13 protein-coding genes are annotated in these 16,885 nt (G+C 61.3%); 9 read left to right on the top strand and 4 right to left on the bottom strand.

All coding sequences use genetic code 11. From position 1 onward, the window contains the following. Positions 1 to 124: 124 nt before the first annotated feature. Positions 125 to 2,587 (top strand): glycoside hydrolase family 3 N-terminal domain-containing protein, encoded by a 2,463-nt coding sequence (locus tag QM647_RS14960; RefSeq protein ID WP_414996342.1) that lies wholly within the window; start codon positions 125 to 127, stop codon positions 2,585 to 2,587. Between the two features lie 3 nt (positions 2,588 to 2,590). Here QM647_RS14960 and QM647_RS14965 read toward each other — a convergent pair whose 3' ends face one another. Genes QM647_RS14965 through QM647_RS14975 form a run of 3 tightly spaced genes read right to left on the bottom strand, consistent with a single transcriptional unit; the run spans position 2,591 to position 4,908 of the window. After that, complete coding sequence (locus QM647_RS14965) at positions 2,591 to 2,842, bottom strand: DUF6587 family protein (RefSeq protein ID WP_414996343.1); 252 nt, start codon at positions 2,840 to 2,842, stop codon at positions 2,591 to 2,593. Next, positions 2,839 to 4,668, bottom strand: coding sequence for a ferrous iron transporter B (gene feoB / locus QM647_RS14970; RefSeq protein WP_414996344.1), 1,830 nt, complete (start codon positions 4,666 to 4,668; stop codon positions 2,839 to 2,841). The genes QM647_RS14965 and feoB overlap by 4 nt, the downstream gene beginning before the upstream one ends. Next, a complete protein-coding gene (locus QM647_RS14975) occupies positions 4,669 to 4,908 on the bottom strand; it encodes a FeoA family protein (protein ID WP_414996345.1) in 240 nt (79 codons plus the stop codon). 251 nt (positions 4,909 to 5,159) lie between these two features. On the opposite strand from QM647_RS14975, the gene QM647_RS14980 reads away from it, so the two are divergent. From QM647_RS14980 to QM647_RS14990, 3 genes are all read left to right on the top strand, one after another. Continuing rightward, positions 5,160 to 7,412, top strand: a complete 2,253-nt coding sequence (locus tag QM647_RS14980; protein WP_414996346.1) for a catecholate siderophore receptor Fiu — start codon at positions 5,160 to 5,162, stop codon at positions 7,410 to 7,412. A 131-nt stretch (positions 7,413 to 7,543) separates the two neighbouring features. Beyond that, complete coding sequence (locus tag QM647_RS14985) at positions 7,544 to 8,224, top strand: Fe2+-dependent dioxygenase (RefSeq protein ID WP_414996347.1); 681 nt, start codon at positions 7,544 to 7,546, stop codon at positions 8,222 to 8,224. A gap of 65 nt (positions 8,225 to 8,289) precedes the next feature. Further along, the gene (locus QM647_RS14990; protein WP_414996348.1) at positions 8,290 to 8,964 is read left to right on the top strand and encodes a methyltransferase; all 675 of its coding nucleotides are present in this window, start codon (positions 8,290 to 8,292) and stop codon (positions 8,962 to 8,964) included. A 3-nt stretch (positions 8,965 to 8,967) separates the two neighbouring features. On the opposite strand, the gene QM647_RS14995 is transcribed toward QM647_RS14990, so the two are convergent. Beyond that, positions 8,968 to 9,651, bottom strand: coding sequence for a TetR/AcrR family transcriptional regulator (locus QM647_RS14995; protein ID WP_414996349.1), 684 nt, complete (start codon positions 9,649 to 9,651; stop codon positions 8,968 to 8,970). A gap of 300 nt (positions 9,652 to 9,951) precedes the next feature. On the opposite strand from QM647_RS14995, the gene QM647_RS15000 reads away from it, so the two are divergent. From QM647_RS15000 to QM647_RS15020, 5 genes are all read left to right on the top strand, one after another. Next, positions 9,952 to 11,172 (top strand): efflux RND transporter periplasmic adaptor subunit, encoded by a 1,221-nt coding sequence (locus QM647_RS15000; protein WP_414996350.1) that lies wholly within the window; start codon positions 9,952 to 9,954, stop codon positions 11,170 to 11,172. A gap of 157 nt (positions 11,173 to 11,329) precedes the next feature. Beyond that, complete coding sequence (locus QM647_RS15005) at positions 11,330 to 14,536, top strand: efflux RND transporter permease subunit (protein ID WP_414996351.1); 3,207 nt, start codon at positions 11,330 to 11,332, stop codon at positions 14,534 to 14,536. A gap of 10 nt (positions 14,537 to 14,546) precedes the next feature. Next, on the top strand, positions 14,547 to 15,941 hold the full coding sequence (locus QM647_RS15010; protein ID WP_414996352.1) for an efflux transporter outer membrane subunit: 1,395 nt from the start codon (positions 14,547 to 14,549) through the stop codon (positions 15,939 to 15,941). Between the two features lie 423 nt (positions 15,942 to 16,364). After that, positions 16,365 to 16,553, top strand: a complete 189-nt coding sequence (locus QM647_RS15015; RefSeq protein ID WP_414996353.1) for a hypothetical protein — start codon at positions 16,365 to 16,367, stop codon at positions 16,551 to 16,553. 10 nt (positions 16,554 to 16,563) lie between these two features. Beyond that, on the top strand, positions 16,564 to 16,860 hold the full coding sequence (locus tag QM647_RS15020) for a hypothetical protein (protein ID WP_414996354.1): 297 nt from the start codon (positions 16,564 to 16,566) through the stop codon (positions 16,858 to 16,860). Positions 16,861 to 16,885: the final 25 nt, after the last annotated feature.

Genomic DNA, 16,885 nt, shown 5'->3' on the forward strand with positions numbered 1-16,885 from the left:
GTTATCATTATTTCAGACCTGAATACGAACGGCACGTCACCGGTGTCAATAGGTCTTGACGACAACGCTGTCACCGTGATCCATAGGCGGCAATAACGATACCCATATCAGAGAAGAAGCGCCCATGTCCCATCGTCCCCTCTTGCGGGCCGCCGCGTCCGTGGCTGCCCTGTGGTTGGCTTTTGGCGCCGGCGTCCAGGCCGCCGAGAAGCCCGCAACCGTCCATCCGAAAATCTGGCCGGTCGCCAAATCGCCGGTCGGCCTCGACCCGGTCATTGAAAAACGCATCACCGATATGCTGGCGCAGATGACGGTCGAGGAAAAGGTCGGCCAGGTCATCCAGCCGGAATGGAAATCGATCAGGCCGGAAGAGGTGACGCAGTATCATATCGGTTCGATAGAAAACGGTGGCGGCGCCGTGCCGAATGGCAACAAGCATTCGACCGTCAAGGACTGGGTCGATCTGATCGAGCCCTACTACCAGGCATCGGTGGCACCGGGCCAGAAGGTCACCATTCCGCTGATCTGGGCGTCGGATGCCGTCCATGGCCATAACAATGTCTATGGCGCCACGCTGTTTCCGCACAATATCGGCCTGGGCGCCGCGCACGATCCAGACCTCCTGAAGCGCATCGGCGAAGCTACGGCGGCCGAGGTCCGTTCCACCGGCATGGACTGGTCGTTTGCCCCCACCATCGCCGTGGCGCGTGACGATCGCTGGGGCCGCACCTATGAGAGCTATTCGGAAGATCCGGCCATCACCAAGCAATATGCCGCCGCTATGGTCAGCGGCATCGAGGGAACTGGTCCGACCTTCCTGGACGACCACCACGTCATCGCCACCGCCAAACACTTCCTCGGCGACGGTTCGACCGACGGCGGTCGCGACCAGGGCAATTCGACCGTTTCCGAGGCCGACCTCGCCCGTCTGCATGGCGCCGCCTATGCCGACGCCATCAATGCCGGCACGCAGTCGATCATGGCCAGCTACAATTCCTGGCATGGCGTCAAGATGCACGGCAATAAGGCCCTGCTGACCGATGTGCTGAAAGGCCGGATGGGCTTTGACGGCTTTATCATGGGTGACTGGCTGGCCCACGCCCAGATTCCCGGTTGCAGCAATGGCGACTGCCCGGCCGCCTTCAATGCCGGGCTGGATATCTTCAACGCGCCGCAGGACTGGAAGCAACTGCACGCCAATCTGGTGCGTGAGGTCAAGGACGGCACCATCCCCGTGGCCCGGCTCGATGACGCCGTGCGCCGCATCCTGCGCGTCAAGTTCCGCATGAAGGTCTTCGACCAGCCCTCGCCCGCCAACCGGCCAGACACATTCCAGCCGATCGGCACGCCCGAACATCGCGCCATTGCCCGCGAGGCGGTGGCGAAGTCGCTGGTCCTGCTCAAGAACAATGGCGTCTTGCCGCTCAAGGCCGGCGCGCGCGTGCTGATCGTCGGCGATGGTGCCGACAATATCGCCATGCAGTCGGGCGGCTGGACGCTCAGCTGGCAGGGTGCCGATAACAGCAATGCCGACTTCCCGGGCGCCACCTCCATCTATGACGGCCTGAAAGCCCAGATCGAAGCGTCCGGCGGTCAGGCGCTTTACAGCCCCGATGGCACCGCACCGCAGACACCGGACGTCGCCATCGTCGTCTTCGGCGAGACGCCCTATGCCGAGTTCATGGGCGACCAGTCGGATGTGGCCCTGCACCATGACAATGCCGACTCGCTGGAATTGCTCAAGAAGCTGAAGGCACAGGGCGTTCCGGTCGTGGCCGTGATGCTGTCGGGCCGCGCGCTCTACGTTAATCCACAGATCAATGCCGCCGATGCCTTCGTCGCCGCCTGGCTGCCGGGTTCCGAGGGCGAAGGCGTCGCCGATGCCCTGACCGGCAAGCGTGATTTCACCGGCAAGCTCAGTTTTTCGTGGCCGAAACGTCCCGACCAGACACCGCTCAATGTCGGCGACAAGGACTACGATCCGCAGTTCGCCTATGGCTACGGCCTCTCCTACGCCGCAACGGCCGAGACGCCGCAACTGCCGGAAGTGGCGGACACCACCAAATATGGCGAGAAGAATGTCTATCTCAGCAAGGGCACGGTTTGGAACGGCTACAAGTTGAGACTGAGCGATGAGGCTCAGCACCGCATGGACTATGTCGGCACCCAGACCACACTGTATGGCACAGCGGCCCTTACCGTCTCGCCACAGGAAGACGGTGCGGTGAAAGCCATCTGGAATGGCAAGGCGAAGGCCGCGCTCGAAGTCGGCGCCGACACACCTTCCGACATCGCCCGCGAAGCCAATGGCGCCATGATGCTGGCCCTGACTCTTCGAGTGAATGCCACGCCATCGACCGAGGTGCGTCTCGGCGTTGGATCAGCCTCTGTACCCGTCACGGGCTGGCTGAAATCCGCTCCCGCCGGCTATGCCACACTGGCCGTGCCGCTGTCGTGCTTCAAGGCACAGGATCTGGCCGCGACCCCGAGCGTCACGCGCCTGGAGACGGCCGGCACGCTTGATATTTCGATTGCCGATATCCGCCTGCTCGAAACAAAGCCAGGCGCCAGCTGCCCGGCGGAGTGAAGTCTAGTTCTTCCCGATCTCAAAGCTGGTCGAACAGCCCTTGCAGCTGCCGCAGCCAGAGCCACAGCCACCCTCCTTGGCTTCAACCGGCTCCAGCTTTTGCGCCATGCCGGTCATACCGGCCTGGTTCAGGGCATGGGCGCCTTTCGCCTGCAGGTCATGGCTCAGCTTTGGCAGCATCTTGCGCAGCATCTGCACGGCGCAGAAGGCGACAATCGCCGTGATGATCACGGCCTGCAGGACGGCGTACATCATGTGAGGGCTTTCGTAATCTCGTAGGTGAGGAAGGCGGCGGCATAGGCCAGGGCAAAGAGGTAACCGGCGGTGATACCAACCATTTTCCACGAATTGGTTTCACGGCGGATAACGGCCAGGGTGGAAAGACACTGCGGCGCGAAGACGTACCACGCCATCAGCGACAGGGCGGTGGCCAGGGTCCATTGCGACGAGATCAGCGACCCCAGCTGCGCCGCCACGGCGTCATCGCTGCCGGACACCGCATAGACCGTGCCAAGCGCCGAGACGGCCACTTCGCGCGCCGCCAGTCCGGGTATGAGCGCCACGCAGATCTGCCAGTTGAAGCCGATGGCCGAAAAGACCGGCTCGATCCAGTGGCCGATCATGCCGGCCAGCGAATAGTCGATATCCGGGCCGGTGGCGCCTTCCGGCTTGCCGGGGAAGGTGGTCGTCACCCACAGCAGGGTATTGACGGTGAAGATGATGCCGGTGATGCGGCGCATGAAGATCATGGCGCGCTCGCCCAGGCCGATGGCCAGGTTCTTGGCGTGCGGCAGACGATAGGACGGCAGTTCCATGATCAGCGGATGCTCGCTTTTGTCACGACGGAAGACCGACATGACCAGCGAGACCGACAGCCCGCCGACAATGCCAATGAGATACATGCCGAACAGGATCAGACCCTGCAGGCTGACAAAGCCCCACAGCTTCTGTTCCGGCACGAAGGCGGCGATCAGCAAGGTATAGACCGGGATGCGCGCCGAGCAGGTCATCAGCGGGGCGATCATGATGGTGGTGATGCGGTCGCGGATATCGTGGATGCTTCGCGTAGCCATGATGCCGGGAATGGCGCAGGCGTGGCTGGAGAGCAGCGGAATGAAGGAGCGCCCGGTCAGGCCGGCCTTCGACATCAGCTTATCGAGCAGGAAGGCGGCGCGCGGCAGATAGCCGGATTCTTCCAGGATCAGAATGAAGAAGAACAGGATGATGATCTGCGGCAGGAAGACGATGACCGAACCCAGGCCGCCGATCAGGGCATCGGCGATAAAGCTTTTCAGCAGGCCATCCGGCAAGGTTTCGGTGACGAAGCCGCCCAGCCACGCCATGCTGGCCTCGATGAAATCCATGGCGGGCGTCGCCCAGGTGAAGACCGCCTGGAAGACCACGAACATGATGGCGATAAGGATCGGAATGCCAAGGAAGGGATTGAGCAGGATGCCATCCAGCCGGTCATCGATCAGCGAAGTGCGCTGCGGCATGACCACCGCGGCCTCCAGCACACGGCGAACATCGCTGTGCAGGTCACCGCTTTCATTGACCTCAGGCACATGCGGCGCCACGTTAGCATCGAGATGCGCCACCAGCGCGGCCGTACCATTGGCCTTGACCGCGATGGTCTCGATCACCTTGACGCCGAGTTCGGATTCCAGCTTGGCGGTATCGATGGTGATGCCGCGCTTTTTCGCCGCATCCATCATGTTCAGTGCCAGGATCATCGGCCGGCCCAGGCGCTTGACCTCCAGCACAAAACGCAGGTGCAGGCGCAGGTTAGTGGCATCGGCCACGCAGACGATCAGGTCTGGCATGGTTTCGCCGGGACGCCTGCCGAGACAGATATCGCGCGTGATGATTTCGTCCGGCCCCATGGCGTCGAGGCTGTAGGTGCCCGGCAGATCGAGCACCTGAACCTTGCGGCCGGAAGGTGCGTGGAAGAAGCCTTCCTTGCGCTCGACCGTCACACCGGCATAGTTGGCCACCTTCTGGCGCGCGCCCGTCAGCTGGTTGAAAAGCGCCGTCTTCCCGCAGTTCGGGTTGCCGACCAGGGCAATTGTCAAAGCGTCCATTTACGCGGCCTTCTCGACCAGTACACGCGCGGCTTCTGAGCGGCGCAAGGCAAAACGGGTAAAACCGATCTGAATAAGCAGCGGATCGGCGCCGATGGGCCCACGCCCGACCACCCTGACCTCTTCGCCATTCACAAACCCAAGCTCGCGCAACCGGTTGCTGATCAGATCGCCATCATGGGTATCGACAACCTCCGTGACCACGGCGGATGCAAAAGCAGGTAATTCGGTCAGTTTCATAAGGCTCACTCAAGGGGTGAGAATGATTATCATTTTGGGCGGTCACTGGTCAAGGGCACCCCCCGGATAGAGGTTCCGAATCTCATAAACGTCAGCGAATACCGCATAACGGCGTATGTGTGTTTACGGCAACATTGCGGCTTTTGTCCGTTCAATATGAGAATAATTCTCAGATTCACCTTGCAATTAATAATGCTTCGCAATACCAAGTGCCCAGTTTTGCCTCCCCGGCCTAATTTGAAAGAAGAAAAATGTCCTCCATCCGTAGTCGCAAGCATACGGTAAGCCCGTACGCCGCTGCCCTCACCGCCCTGGCCCTGCCCCTGTTGGCTGCTCCCCTCATCGGACATGCGGCTGACACCGCCGATACCGATACCTACAAGCGTGAACATGGCGAAGAAATCCTGATCAAGGGCGAGCGTCATGCCCCTTACAAGGAAGAAAAGTCTTCCAGCAAGAAGGCGACTGCCGAACTGCTTGACACCCCGCAGACGGTTCAGGTGATCGGCAAGGAAATCATCAAGGAGCAGGGCGCCACCACCCTGACCGAAGCCCTGCGCAATTCACCGGGCGTCGGCACCTTCTATCTCGGTGAAAACGGCAGCACCTCGACGGGCGATGCCATCTACATGCGCGGCACAGATTCGTCCGGCAGCATCTTTGTCGATGGCGTGCGCGATGTCGCCGCCATTTCGCGCGATGTCTTCAACATCGAATCCGTCGAAGTTCTGAAGGGCGCCGCCGGCGCGGATATCGGTCGCGGTTCGGCTACGGGCGCCATCAACATCTACAGCAAGCACGCCGCGCTGCATAATTTCTACAATGCCTCGGTTTCCGCCGGCGGTGGCGATTTCGCCCGCGCCACGGCCGATCTCAACTGGCGCCTCGGTGAAACCAGCGCCCTGCGCCTGAACCTGATGGATCAGGATGCCGGCGTGGCCGGTCGCGATGTCGTCAAGAACAAGCGCTGGGGCGTTGCCACGTCGCTGGCTTACGGTCTCGGCACTTCGACCCGCTATTTCCTGGACTACATGCATGTCGACCAGGATAATATCCCCGATGGTGGCGTGCTGACCATCGGCCTGCCGGGCTATTCCTCGCCCGATCCGACCAACCGCGCCTACCTGACCAATGCCGCTCGCGTCGATTCCAGCAATTTCTACGGCACCAAGAGCGATTTCGAGAACGTCCAAAGCGACGTGCTGACCTTCTCGGTCGAGCATGATTTCAACAACGGTCTGCGCCTGAGCAATATCACGCGCTGGAGCGAAACCAGCCAGCAATACCAGCTGACGTCGTTCATGGCGGGCAGCACTCAGCTCGTCACGCCTGATGCCGATGACCCCAGCACCTGGACGGTTACGCGCAACATGAACAATCGCGACGCCGTCAACAAGATGCTGACCAACCAGACCAACCTGCAGGTGAAGTTCTCCACTGGCGGCCTGCAGCACTCGCTCAGCACCGGCATCGAGCTGATCAGCGAAGAGGCGGAAAGCTACACCCTGGCCGCGACCGGCGGCGCAATCGAAACGGTCAGCGTCTATAACCCGGTCTACACGACGACGGTCTATACCCGCGCCCGTAACGGCGTCTATACCGATGTCAAGGCGGATACGATCGGCATTTACGCCAATGACACGATCCAGCTCAGCAAGGCCTGGCAACTGACCGCCGGCCTGCGTCTGGATCACTACAAGATCGATTCCTACAGCATGCCCGCCACCTTTATTCCGGTGGAGCTGAAAGCCGAGGACGATATTGTCAGCGGCAAGCTGGGCCTGGTCTACAAGCCGGCTAAAAACGGCAGCATCTATGCCTCCTACGCGGTCACCAAGACACCGCCGGGCGGCGCCAGCCTGGCCCCGCTGGTCACCACGACCAACGCCAACAATGCAGATACACCGCCGCAGGAATCCAAGACGGCTGAAATCGGCACCAAGTGGGACATCCTGAACAACCGCCTGTCGCTGACCGGCGCCGTCTATAACACCCAGTACTCCGACACGGTCGCGCAGGACACCGACGGCAGCTACTATCGCACCGGTGAAAAGACCGTATCGGGTATCGAACTGGGTGCTGTCGGCCAGATCAATCCGCAATGGAATATCAGCGCCGGCTACACCATCATGAACACCAAGGTGAAGAACCAGACCCTGGTGGCCGCCGATGGTTCGACCAACCTGACCTACAACCCGTCCGACTCGCTGACCGTCTGGACCACCTGGTCGCCGAACAAGCGTTTCAGCATCGGTGGCGGTCCGCGCTACAATGGCGAGATGAAGCGTGGCACCGATGGCGCCGTCGGCACCCCTTCCTTGGTCAAGTCCTATGTCGTCTTCGACGGTTTGGCCAGCTATCAGGTCAATCGTCGCCTGCAGCTACAGCTAAATGTCTACAATCTGTTCGACAAGGAATACGTGGCAGCGATCAACAAGTCCGGCTACCGCTATACGCCGGGCACGCCGCAGACCTTCCGCCTGACGGCCAATGTCAACTTCTAAAGCACTCTCCGAATAGTGTGGTCCAATTTGCCGCAGTCTTTAACGACAAGATTTGCGGCAAATGCCTCCAGAAATAAGTTAGAAACCCCGGACCGGCGACGGCCGGGGTTTTTCATGACAGGAGTTCTCTCATGATGCTGCACATACCCAATGTTCTGACCCGCAATCAGGTGCGCGAGATGCGCGCCCGTCTCGATGCCGCCGACTGGCTCGACGGCAAGGCGACCGTGGGCGCACAGGGCGCGCGCGTGAAAAACAACCGCCAACTGCCCGAACATGGCGCCGTCTCGCGCGAACTGGGCCAGATCGTGCTCGACGCCGTCAAGGCCAGCGACCTGTTCTTCGCCGCCGCCCTGCCGCAACGTATCGTACCGCCGCTGTTCAATCGCTATGAAGGCGGTGAAACCTACGGCCTGCATGTCGATGGCGCCATGCGGCCAATCGTCAGCGGTGAAGGCTGGCTGCGTACCGACCTGTCCTGCACGCTGTTCCTGTGCGATCCGGAAGACTATGATGGCGGCGAGCTGGAGGTGGTCGATACCTACGGCACGCATGAGGTCAAGCTGCCGGCCGGCGATCTGATCCTCTACCCCTCCACCAGCCTGCATCAGGTGACGCCGGTAACGCGCGGCGCACGGGTCTGTTCCTTCTTCTGGCTGCAAAGCCTGGTACGCGACGGCACCCAGCGCCAGATGCTGTTCGATCTCGACATGAATATCCGGAAAGTGCGCGCGCAGCTGGGCGACAGCGCCGAAGTGCTCGGCCTGACCGCGCACTATCACAACCTCATGCGCCAGTGGGCCGAGGCCTGAAGAACTTATATACAAAAAGCTGATTTTCCGGATACGCTTCTCCCCATGGCATGGGAGCGGCAGGCGTGTTCGACCACCGGCGTTATCTCGACTTCATCATGAAACGGCAGAGGGCGCTTCTGCGCCAAGCCGCCGACGAAACCCACAATGACTATGGTTTTCCGCTGACCGTGCGTGGTGGCGTCTATCCGGCGCACCCGGACCTGACCGGCTCACCCTCGGCCATTATCGCGCAATTGCCGGTACGAATGGAAGGTCTGGACCTGCTCGATATCGGCACCGGCAGCGGCGTCATCGCCATTACCGCCGCGCTCAGAGGCGCCAGGGTCATGGCCTCGGACCTGTCCATGCAGGCGGTCCGGCTGGCCACCCTAAACACTCAGCTCAATGGCCTGACATCACGCATCGATATCGTTCAGGGCGATCTCTTTTCCGGGCTGGCTTCGCGAAAATTCGACCTCATCACCGCCAATCTGTGGTTTCCGATCAGGGTCTGGGGCTTTCGCGCCGACCGCCGGACCTGCCTCGATATGCAGGCGCGCTTCTTCGAGCAGGTCCGTCGCTGGCTGAAGCCGGGCGGCCGCGTCATCATGGCGTCGGCGGATTTTGCCGACAATCGCGCCATACGGAAAGGCATGGCCAGGCATGGGATCAAGCCACAACAGACCATCTTAACGCTGACGCACGACTCCGGCCGCCTGAAGATAAACTGGCGCAGTTATAGCTTCACAGCCGGTTAGTTCTTACGGAAACAGGAAGTTCGTCGTGGCGTCGACGATCTTCTGCAGATCCTCGCGGCGGGCACCGGCGCGGGCGCGCACAGCCAGGCTGGAAGTCAGGGAGGTGATCATCTGCGACATCACCTTCGGGTCCTGGTTGGAGCCGATATGGCCCATTTCCTGCGCCTTGGTGAAGAAGCGCTCGAAGCGGGCGTCGAACTCTTCGATTGTGCCCTGCAGCACGCTCATGATCGATTCATGGCGCGGGGCTTCATTCAGTGCCGTACACATAAAGGCACAGCCCAGACAGGCTTCAGTCTCCCCGGTATAGGAGCCGATCATGATATCGAAATAGCGATTGATGATGCCGCGCAGGTTGTCGCCCGGACCATTGCAGGTCAGCACCAGGTCGAGCTGATCGGAAATGCCGTTGCGGTAGCGCTCCATGGCCTTGAGATAAAGCGCTTCCTTGTCGCCGAAGGTCGAGGCCAATGACGGACGGCTGACGCCGGTTGCGGCGGAGATATCATCGAGCGAGGTATTGGCGAAGCCGCGCATCCAGAACATTTCCAGCACCGTTTCCAGCACGGCATCCGGGTCGAAGGCGCGCGGACGGCCGCGTTTGCGCACGGCGCTGGCGCAGGCCGCGGCATCGCCCTGGCCGCCGCAGGTCACTTCGGGTAGCTCAAAAGTCTTCAGGTCATCCATGACGACACGCAACTCCTAACCAGAATCTGGCAGTTGCCAATTTCTGGCACGCCAACAGCCTAAGCATTTTTTCCCTGATGCGAAAAGCCCAAAACAAAGAGGCAAACAGTCGCTTTCAGACACATTAGCATATTTATTTGCGATGTCGCATAAAATTATGTTTACAAAAAGACGAGGCGGGACTATTTAAATGCGACGCCGCATTAAATTGGGTTCAGCCGCCGAGAAGCGCAACCCCCATTTTTTGTCTCACCGTATGCGTACCTCCTCCCATTCCTTTACTCCCCAAAGGATATCGTCATGTTCGATCCTGTTGTTTCCTCTATAAAGCTTGACCGCTACCGCAAGATTCTCGTCGCCGGCGCCGTGTCGCTGACCGTCCTGGCCGCTGCCGGTATCGGCACCGCCCTCTCGACGCAGGCCGCCAACCAGCCCGCCGCGGCAGCGCCGACGCCCGTCACCGTTTCCATTGTCAACACGCAGAATGTCGCCCAGTGGACGGACTTCTCCGGCCATCTCGAAGCGGTTGACCGCGTTGAAATCCGCCCACGCGTCGCCGGCGCCATCAAGGCCATCCACTTCCGCGAAGGCGCGCTGGTCAAGGCCGGCGATCTGCTGGTGACCATCGATCCGGCCCCCTTCCAAGCCGAAGCCGCCCGCGCCCAGGCCGAGGTTTCCGCCGCTTCCGCCCGCCTGACCCTGGCCACTTCCGAGCAGGCCCGCGCCCAGCGCCTGTGGGCCGATCACGCCATCGCGCAATCCGAACTGGAAAGCCGCACCAATGATCTCAAGGCGGCACAGGCCAATCTCGACGCCGCCCGCGCCTCGCTGCAATCGGCCAATCTCAATCTCAGCTATACGCAGGTACGCGCCCCGGTCTCCGGTCGGGTCGGCCGCATTGAGGTGACGGTCGGCAATCTGGTCGGTTCCGGCCCGCAGGCCGCCATGCTAACCACCTTGGTATCGGTCAGCCCGATCTATGCCAGTTTCGATGCCGACGAAGAGGTCATCCACACCACACTCTCTGATTTGAAGAAGAATGGCGCCGATCTGGGCTCGACCTCGCTGGAAACCATACCGGTAACGGTCGAGGCTGATGGCGGTGAGCCGATCTCCGGCCACCTGCAACTGATCGACAACCAGTTCGACGGCACCAGCGGCACCCTGCGCGCCCGCGCCGTTTTCCAGAATACCGAAGGCAAGCTGATCCCCGGCCAGTTCGTCCGTATCCATATGGGTGCGGCGCAGCAAAAGCCGGCCCTGCTGGTTTCGGAACTGGCGGTCGGCACCGACCAGAGCAAGCGCTTCGTCTATGTCGTCGGCGCCGATCACAAGGTGGCCTATCGTGAAGTGACGCTCGGCGGCACGGCCAATGGCCTACGCATCGTCACCTCCGGTTTGAAGGACGGCGAACGCATCGTTGTCAGTGGTATCCAGCATGTCGGCCCCGGCTCGGTGGTTTCCGAAACCGTCGCCGCCATGAACGCCCAAAATACCGACAAGTCCAAGCCGGAAGCCTAAGTTTAGTCAGTAAGATACCCCCTCCCCAACAAGTAGGGAGGCGCAATTTCCACCTTCTTCTTATCCCTCCCCGACTTGTCGGGGAAGGGGACCATTTCGCTTGCGGAATGGTGGTGGGGTGTCTTGCTTCAAATTCCGCCCACTGAAAGGGCTCGAAATGAACCTCTCCAAATTCTTTATCGACAGGCCGATCTTCGCCGGCGTGCTGTCCCTGCTGTTCCTCGTGGCGGGCCTGCTCTCTTTGCGCGTCCTGCCCGTTTCCGAATATCCGGAAGTGGTGCCGCCGCAGGTGGTGGTCCACGCCATGTATCCCGGCGCCTCGCCCGCCGTCATCGCCGAAACCGTCGCCTCGCCCATCGAAGAGTCGGTCAACGGCGTCGAGAACATGCTCTACATGTCTTCGCAAGCCACGGCTGACGGCCAGATGACCTTGACCGTCACCTTCAAGCTCGGCACCAATGCCGACCTGGCGCAACAGATGGTGCAGAACCGCGTCTCCCAGGCCGAGGCCCGCCTGCCATCAGACGTGCGCGCACTCGGCATCACCACGCAGAAGTCGCAGTCCTCGCTGCCGCTGGTCGTCCACCTGACCTCGCCCAATGGCCGTTATGACGTCAACTATCTGCGCAACTACGCCCTGCTGCACGTCAAGGACCGCCTGCAAGCCATCAAGGGCGTCGGCCCGATCCAGATGTTCGGTGGCGGCGAATACGCCATGCGCGTCTGGCTAGATCCGCAGAAGGTCGCCGAGCGTGGCCTGTCGCCGTCCGACGTCGCCGACGCCATCCGCTCCGAAAACGTCCAGGCCGCGGCCGGCGTTATCGGCGGTTCGCCCGGCATCCCTGACCTGACCCTGCAATTGTCGGTCAATGCCCAGGGCCGCCTCTCCACCGAAGAAGACTTCCGCAACATTATCGTCAAGACCGGCGCTGATGGCGCCGTCACCCGCCTCGGCGATATCGCCCGCGTTGAAATGGGCGCGTCCGACTACGCCCTGCGCTCACTGCTCGACAACAAGAACGCCGTCGGCATCCCCATCTTCGAGACCGCCGGCGCCAACTCGCTCCAGCTTTCCAAGGACGTCCACGAGACGATGGAAGAGCTGAAAAAGGCCATGCCGGAAGGCGTTTCCTACGAGATCGCCTATGACACCTCCGAATACGTCCATGAATCGATCGACTCGGTCATCCACACCCTGCTCGAAGCCATCGCCCTGGTCGTCATCGTCGTCATCCTGTTCCTGCAGACCTGGCGCGCCTCGCTGATCCCGCTGCTAGCCGTGCCGGTCTCGGTCATCGGCACCTTCGCGGTGATGCATGTCTTCGGCTTCACCATCAATGCGCTGACCCTGTTCGGCCTGGTGCTCGCCATCGGGATCGTGGTCGATGACGCCATCGTCGTCGTCGAAAACGTCGAGCGCAATATTGAAGCCGGCAAGTCTCCGCGTGACGCCACCTATCAGGCGATGCGTGAAGTCTCCGGCCCGATCATCGCCATCGCTTTGGTTCTGGTCGCCGTCTTCGTGCCGCTGGCCTTCATCACCGGCCTTTCCGGCCAGTTCTACCGCCAGTTCTCGCTGACCATCGCCATCTCGACGGTGATCTCGGCGATCAACTCCCTGACCCTGTCGCCTGCTCTCGCTGCCCTGCTGCTCAAGGGCCACAATGCCCCCAAAGACGGCCTGACCCGCTTCATGGATCGCTGGCTCGGCGGCTTCTTCAATGGCTTCAACCACGTGTTCAAGCGTTCCTCCGAAACCTATGGCCACAGCGTCGGCAAGATCGCCGGCCGCAAGGGCCTGATGCTCGGCGTCTATGCCGGTCTGGCCGCCCTGGCCTTCGTTCTCTTCCAGGTCGTGCCCGGCGGCTTCATCCCGCAGCAGGACAAGGCCTATCTCGTCGGCATGGTCAAGCTGCCCGATGGCGCCACGCTCGACCGCACCGAAGCCGTGGCCCGCAAGGTCTCGGAAATCGCCGCCACCACGCCCGGTGTGGCCCACGCCCTGGCCTTCCCCGGCCTGTCGATCAACGGCTTCACCATCGCCTCCAATGAAGCGGTCGTCTTCATGCCGCTGAAACCTTTCAGCGAACGCCATGGCGCGGCCCTTTCCGCCGGTGCGATTGCGGGTGCGCTTAACGGCAAGCTGGCCGGCATCCAGGAAGGCTATGCCGTCATGTTCCCGCCGCCGCCCCTGCTTGGCCTGGGCACCACCGGCGGCTTCAAGCTCCAGCTCGAAGACCGCGCCGGCCTCGGCTACCAGAAGCTCGACGAAGCCACCAAGGCCTTCCTCGCCAAGGCGGCGCAGACCAAGGAACTGGCGGGTGTCTTCACCGGCTATAATGTCAATACGCCGCAGCTTTTCGCCGATATCGACCGCACCCGCGCCCGCCAGCTGGGTGTCTCGGTCAGCGATATCTTCTCGACCATGCAGATCTATCTCGGCTCACAATATGTCAATGACTTCAATCGCTTCGGCCGCACCTACAGCGTCCGGGTCCAGGCCGACGCGCCCTACCGCGCCCGCGCCGAAGACATTGGCTCGCTGAAAGTCCGCTCGAAAACCGGCGAAATGGTGCCCCTGGCCGCCGTGCTGAAGGTCGACAACACCTCCGGTCCGGTCACCGCCAGCCGCTATAATGGCTTCCTCTCCGCCGACATCTCCGGCGGCCCGGCCCCCGGTTATTCCTCCGGCCAGGCTCAGGACGCCATCAAGCGCATCGCCGCCGAGACCCTGCCCGCCGGCATCGACTACGAATGGACCGAACTGACCTACCAGCAGATCCTGGCCGGCGACTCGTCCAACCTCGTCTTCGGTCTGGTCATCCTGCTCGTCTTCCTCGTGCTGGCCGCCCAGTATGAAAGCGTCGTCCTGCCGCTATCGATCATCCTGATCGTACCGATGGGACTGATGTCGGCCATGATCGGCGTGTTCCTCATGCATGGCGACAACAACATCTTCACCCAGATCGGCCTGTTCGTCCTGGTGGGGCTGTCGGCGAAGAACGCCATCCTGATCGTCGAATTCGCCCGCGAACTCGAACTGACGGGGCTCAATCCGCTGGAGGCCGCCATCCGCGCCAGCCGCCTGCGCCTGCGCCCGATCCTGATGACCTCGATCGCCTTCATCATGGGCGTGCTGCCGCTGGTTATCAGTCAGGGCGCCGGTTCGGAAATGCGCCGCGCCATGGGCCTGGCCGTTTTCTCCGGCATGATCGGCGCCACCTTCATCGGCCTGTTCATGACGCCCTTCTTCTACGTCCTGCTGCGCGCCCTGTCCGGTAATCGCCCGCTCAAGTCGCACACCTCGACGCTTGAGGGCGAAGGCGAACCCGAAGAGGTCCCGCATGTTCAATATATCGATTAAGGAGGCCAAGATGCCCCGTTTCGCTACCTTAAGTCTGGCCGCTCTCCTTCTCACCGGCTGCGCCACCGCGCCTCTGGAAAAGGCCTCTTATCAAACGCCCGCGGCCTTTGCCGGCACCACACCGGTCGCCTCACCCGCGCCGTCTCAGGGCACGGCCTGGTGGCTGGTCTTCAACGACGAGGTCCTCAACGACCTGACCGCCCGCGCCATGACCCGCAATAACACGATCAAGCTGGCCTCGGCGCATCTGGAGCAGGCCCAGGCCCTTATCCGCTCGTCAAAGGCCGATCTGTGGCCTCAAGCGGGGATCGGCTATCAGGCGGCCACCGGCGCCAACACCCCTACGCTCAACCCCGGCTCGCAAAAGCCAGCGACGGGCCACGGCCTCGGTCTCGATCTCAGCTATGAGGTCGATCTGTCTGGCCGGCTATCGAAGGCTGCTTCCGCTGCCAAACTGGACGCGCAATCGAGCGAAGCCCTGCTGAAGGACACTCAGTTGCTGATCCAGTCGCGCGTCGCCGAAAGCTATTTCGCCCTGCGCGCGCTGGATGAGGATCGCGCCATTGTCAACGATACGCTCAAGGCCTATCGCGGCAGTCTCGATGTCACCACCCGCCGCTTCGAGGAGGGCGATGTCGCCGAAATCGATGTGGCGCGGATGCAGGCCGAAGTCGCCTCTACGGAGGCCCAGGGCGCGGCGCTTGATCAGCAGCGTGCACAACTGGCCCATGCCCTGGCCGTCCTGCTCGGTGAACCCGCCAGCACATTCGATATCACCGCCGTTGCCTGGTCAAGCGAACCGTGGGCCGGTGCCGTACCGATAATCCCCGCCGGCATCCCCGCTGATGTGCTGCAACGCCGCCCGGATGTCACGGCATCCTACGCTTCATTGCTGGCGGCGCAAAAGCGTGTTGGCATCGCCAAGGCCGCCTGGCTCCCGACCCTCAGCTTAACGGCGTCCGGCGGCTATGCCTCCGGCGACCTCGGCAATCTGTTCGAGGACACGGCGAAGACCTGGTCGCTGACCGGCATATTGGCGCAGGCCATCTTCGACGGCGGCCGCCGCAATGCCGGTATCGACTATGCGAAAGGCGGCCTCGATGCAGCCTTTGCCGATTATCAGCAAAGCACGCTTGTGGCGCTTTCCGATGTTGAGGACCAGCTATCGGACCTGACCTACCTCAAGCAGCAGCAGACGGCACAGGATCAGGCGGTTTCCGCCGCCACACGGGCCCTGGCCATGTCGCAGTCGCGCTACACCAACGGCTCGTCATCGCAGCTTGAGGTGCTGGACGCCCAGCGTCAATTGCTGACGATCCGGCGCCAGGCGCTTAAGGTCCGGGCCGCGCAGTACCAGTCCACAGTCGGCCTGATCCGTGCCCTCGGCGGTGGCTGGACAAGCTAAAGTGTAAAAAGAAAAGTCCGGCGTATCCCCTACGCCGGACTTTTTTATACGCCAATATCCGTTGACGCTGTCGCCCGTCTTATGGCACTAGCACCTTACCTTGTGATTGCGGGTGTAGCTCAATGGTAGAGCAGCAGCTTCCCAAGCCCCGGCTTTTTCCTTAAAATCAGATACTTGTTGGTAAAAATGGATGATTTGCACCTTAGACAAATCAATGGGTTACGAGGTCAGTGTAAAAGATTTCTGGCCCCGATCCGGTATTCAATGACCGAACAGCCCAAACCATAGACCCACGCCAAAACACACCGCCATAGCGGCGATCAGCAGCCATTCGATAGGGTCACGTTTCATCAGGCAATCATAGCATCTTGACTCGCTCGCGCCATAAGAACAAAATGGGAACACAAAAGACGGAGTCATCCCATGCGCAAGCGTCCAATCATCCTGTCACAGGACAGGTGCGTCTCAATTGAAGGTGACTGGAGACTGCACTTTGCGGAGGGTGATGCCGTCCTGCGAGGGATTTTCTCGGTAGCGGGCCGCGACTATTTCGCTGACGGCAAACCGCTAACGCCAGGCGCGCCTAAGATTATCTCGGTGATGGCGCCTTAGGGTAGGCGCAATGTCTGATCCAGGCCATATCGTCAATCGTGTTCGTCGCGACATCAAATTACTGCTCAAGGATGGAGCTGACGATTTGCAGGTCTATTTGTGCCCGCGCCACTATGAAAACCTAATGGCTCTCAAGGGCTTGCCCAGAAGTCTGGCGGTATTGTCTGGGTGGGGCCCGCTTTTCGGTGGGAGACCGCTCAAGTTTTTCGGGCCCCATCCGCTGCATTTCACACTCAGTGGGACCAGCTCGATAAAATATGCTGGCCGGGATGGGGTTCGCCGGGAATGGAAGATCGACAATATTTAAGGCCACCACCTCGCCGCCCCACACC

Origin of the sequence: Asticcacaulis sp., from assembly GCF_047605585.1 — a bacterium.
Taxonomy (GTDB): Bacteria; Pseudomonadota; Alphaproteobacteria; order Caulobacterales; family Caulobacteraceae; genus Asticcacaulis.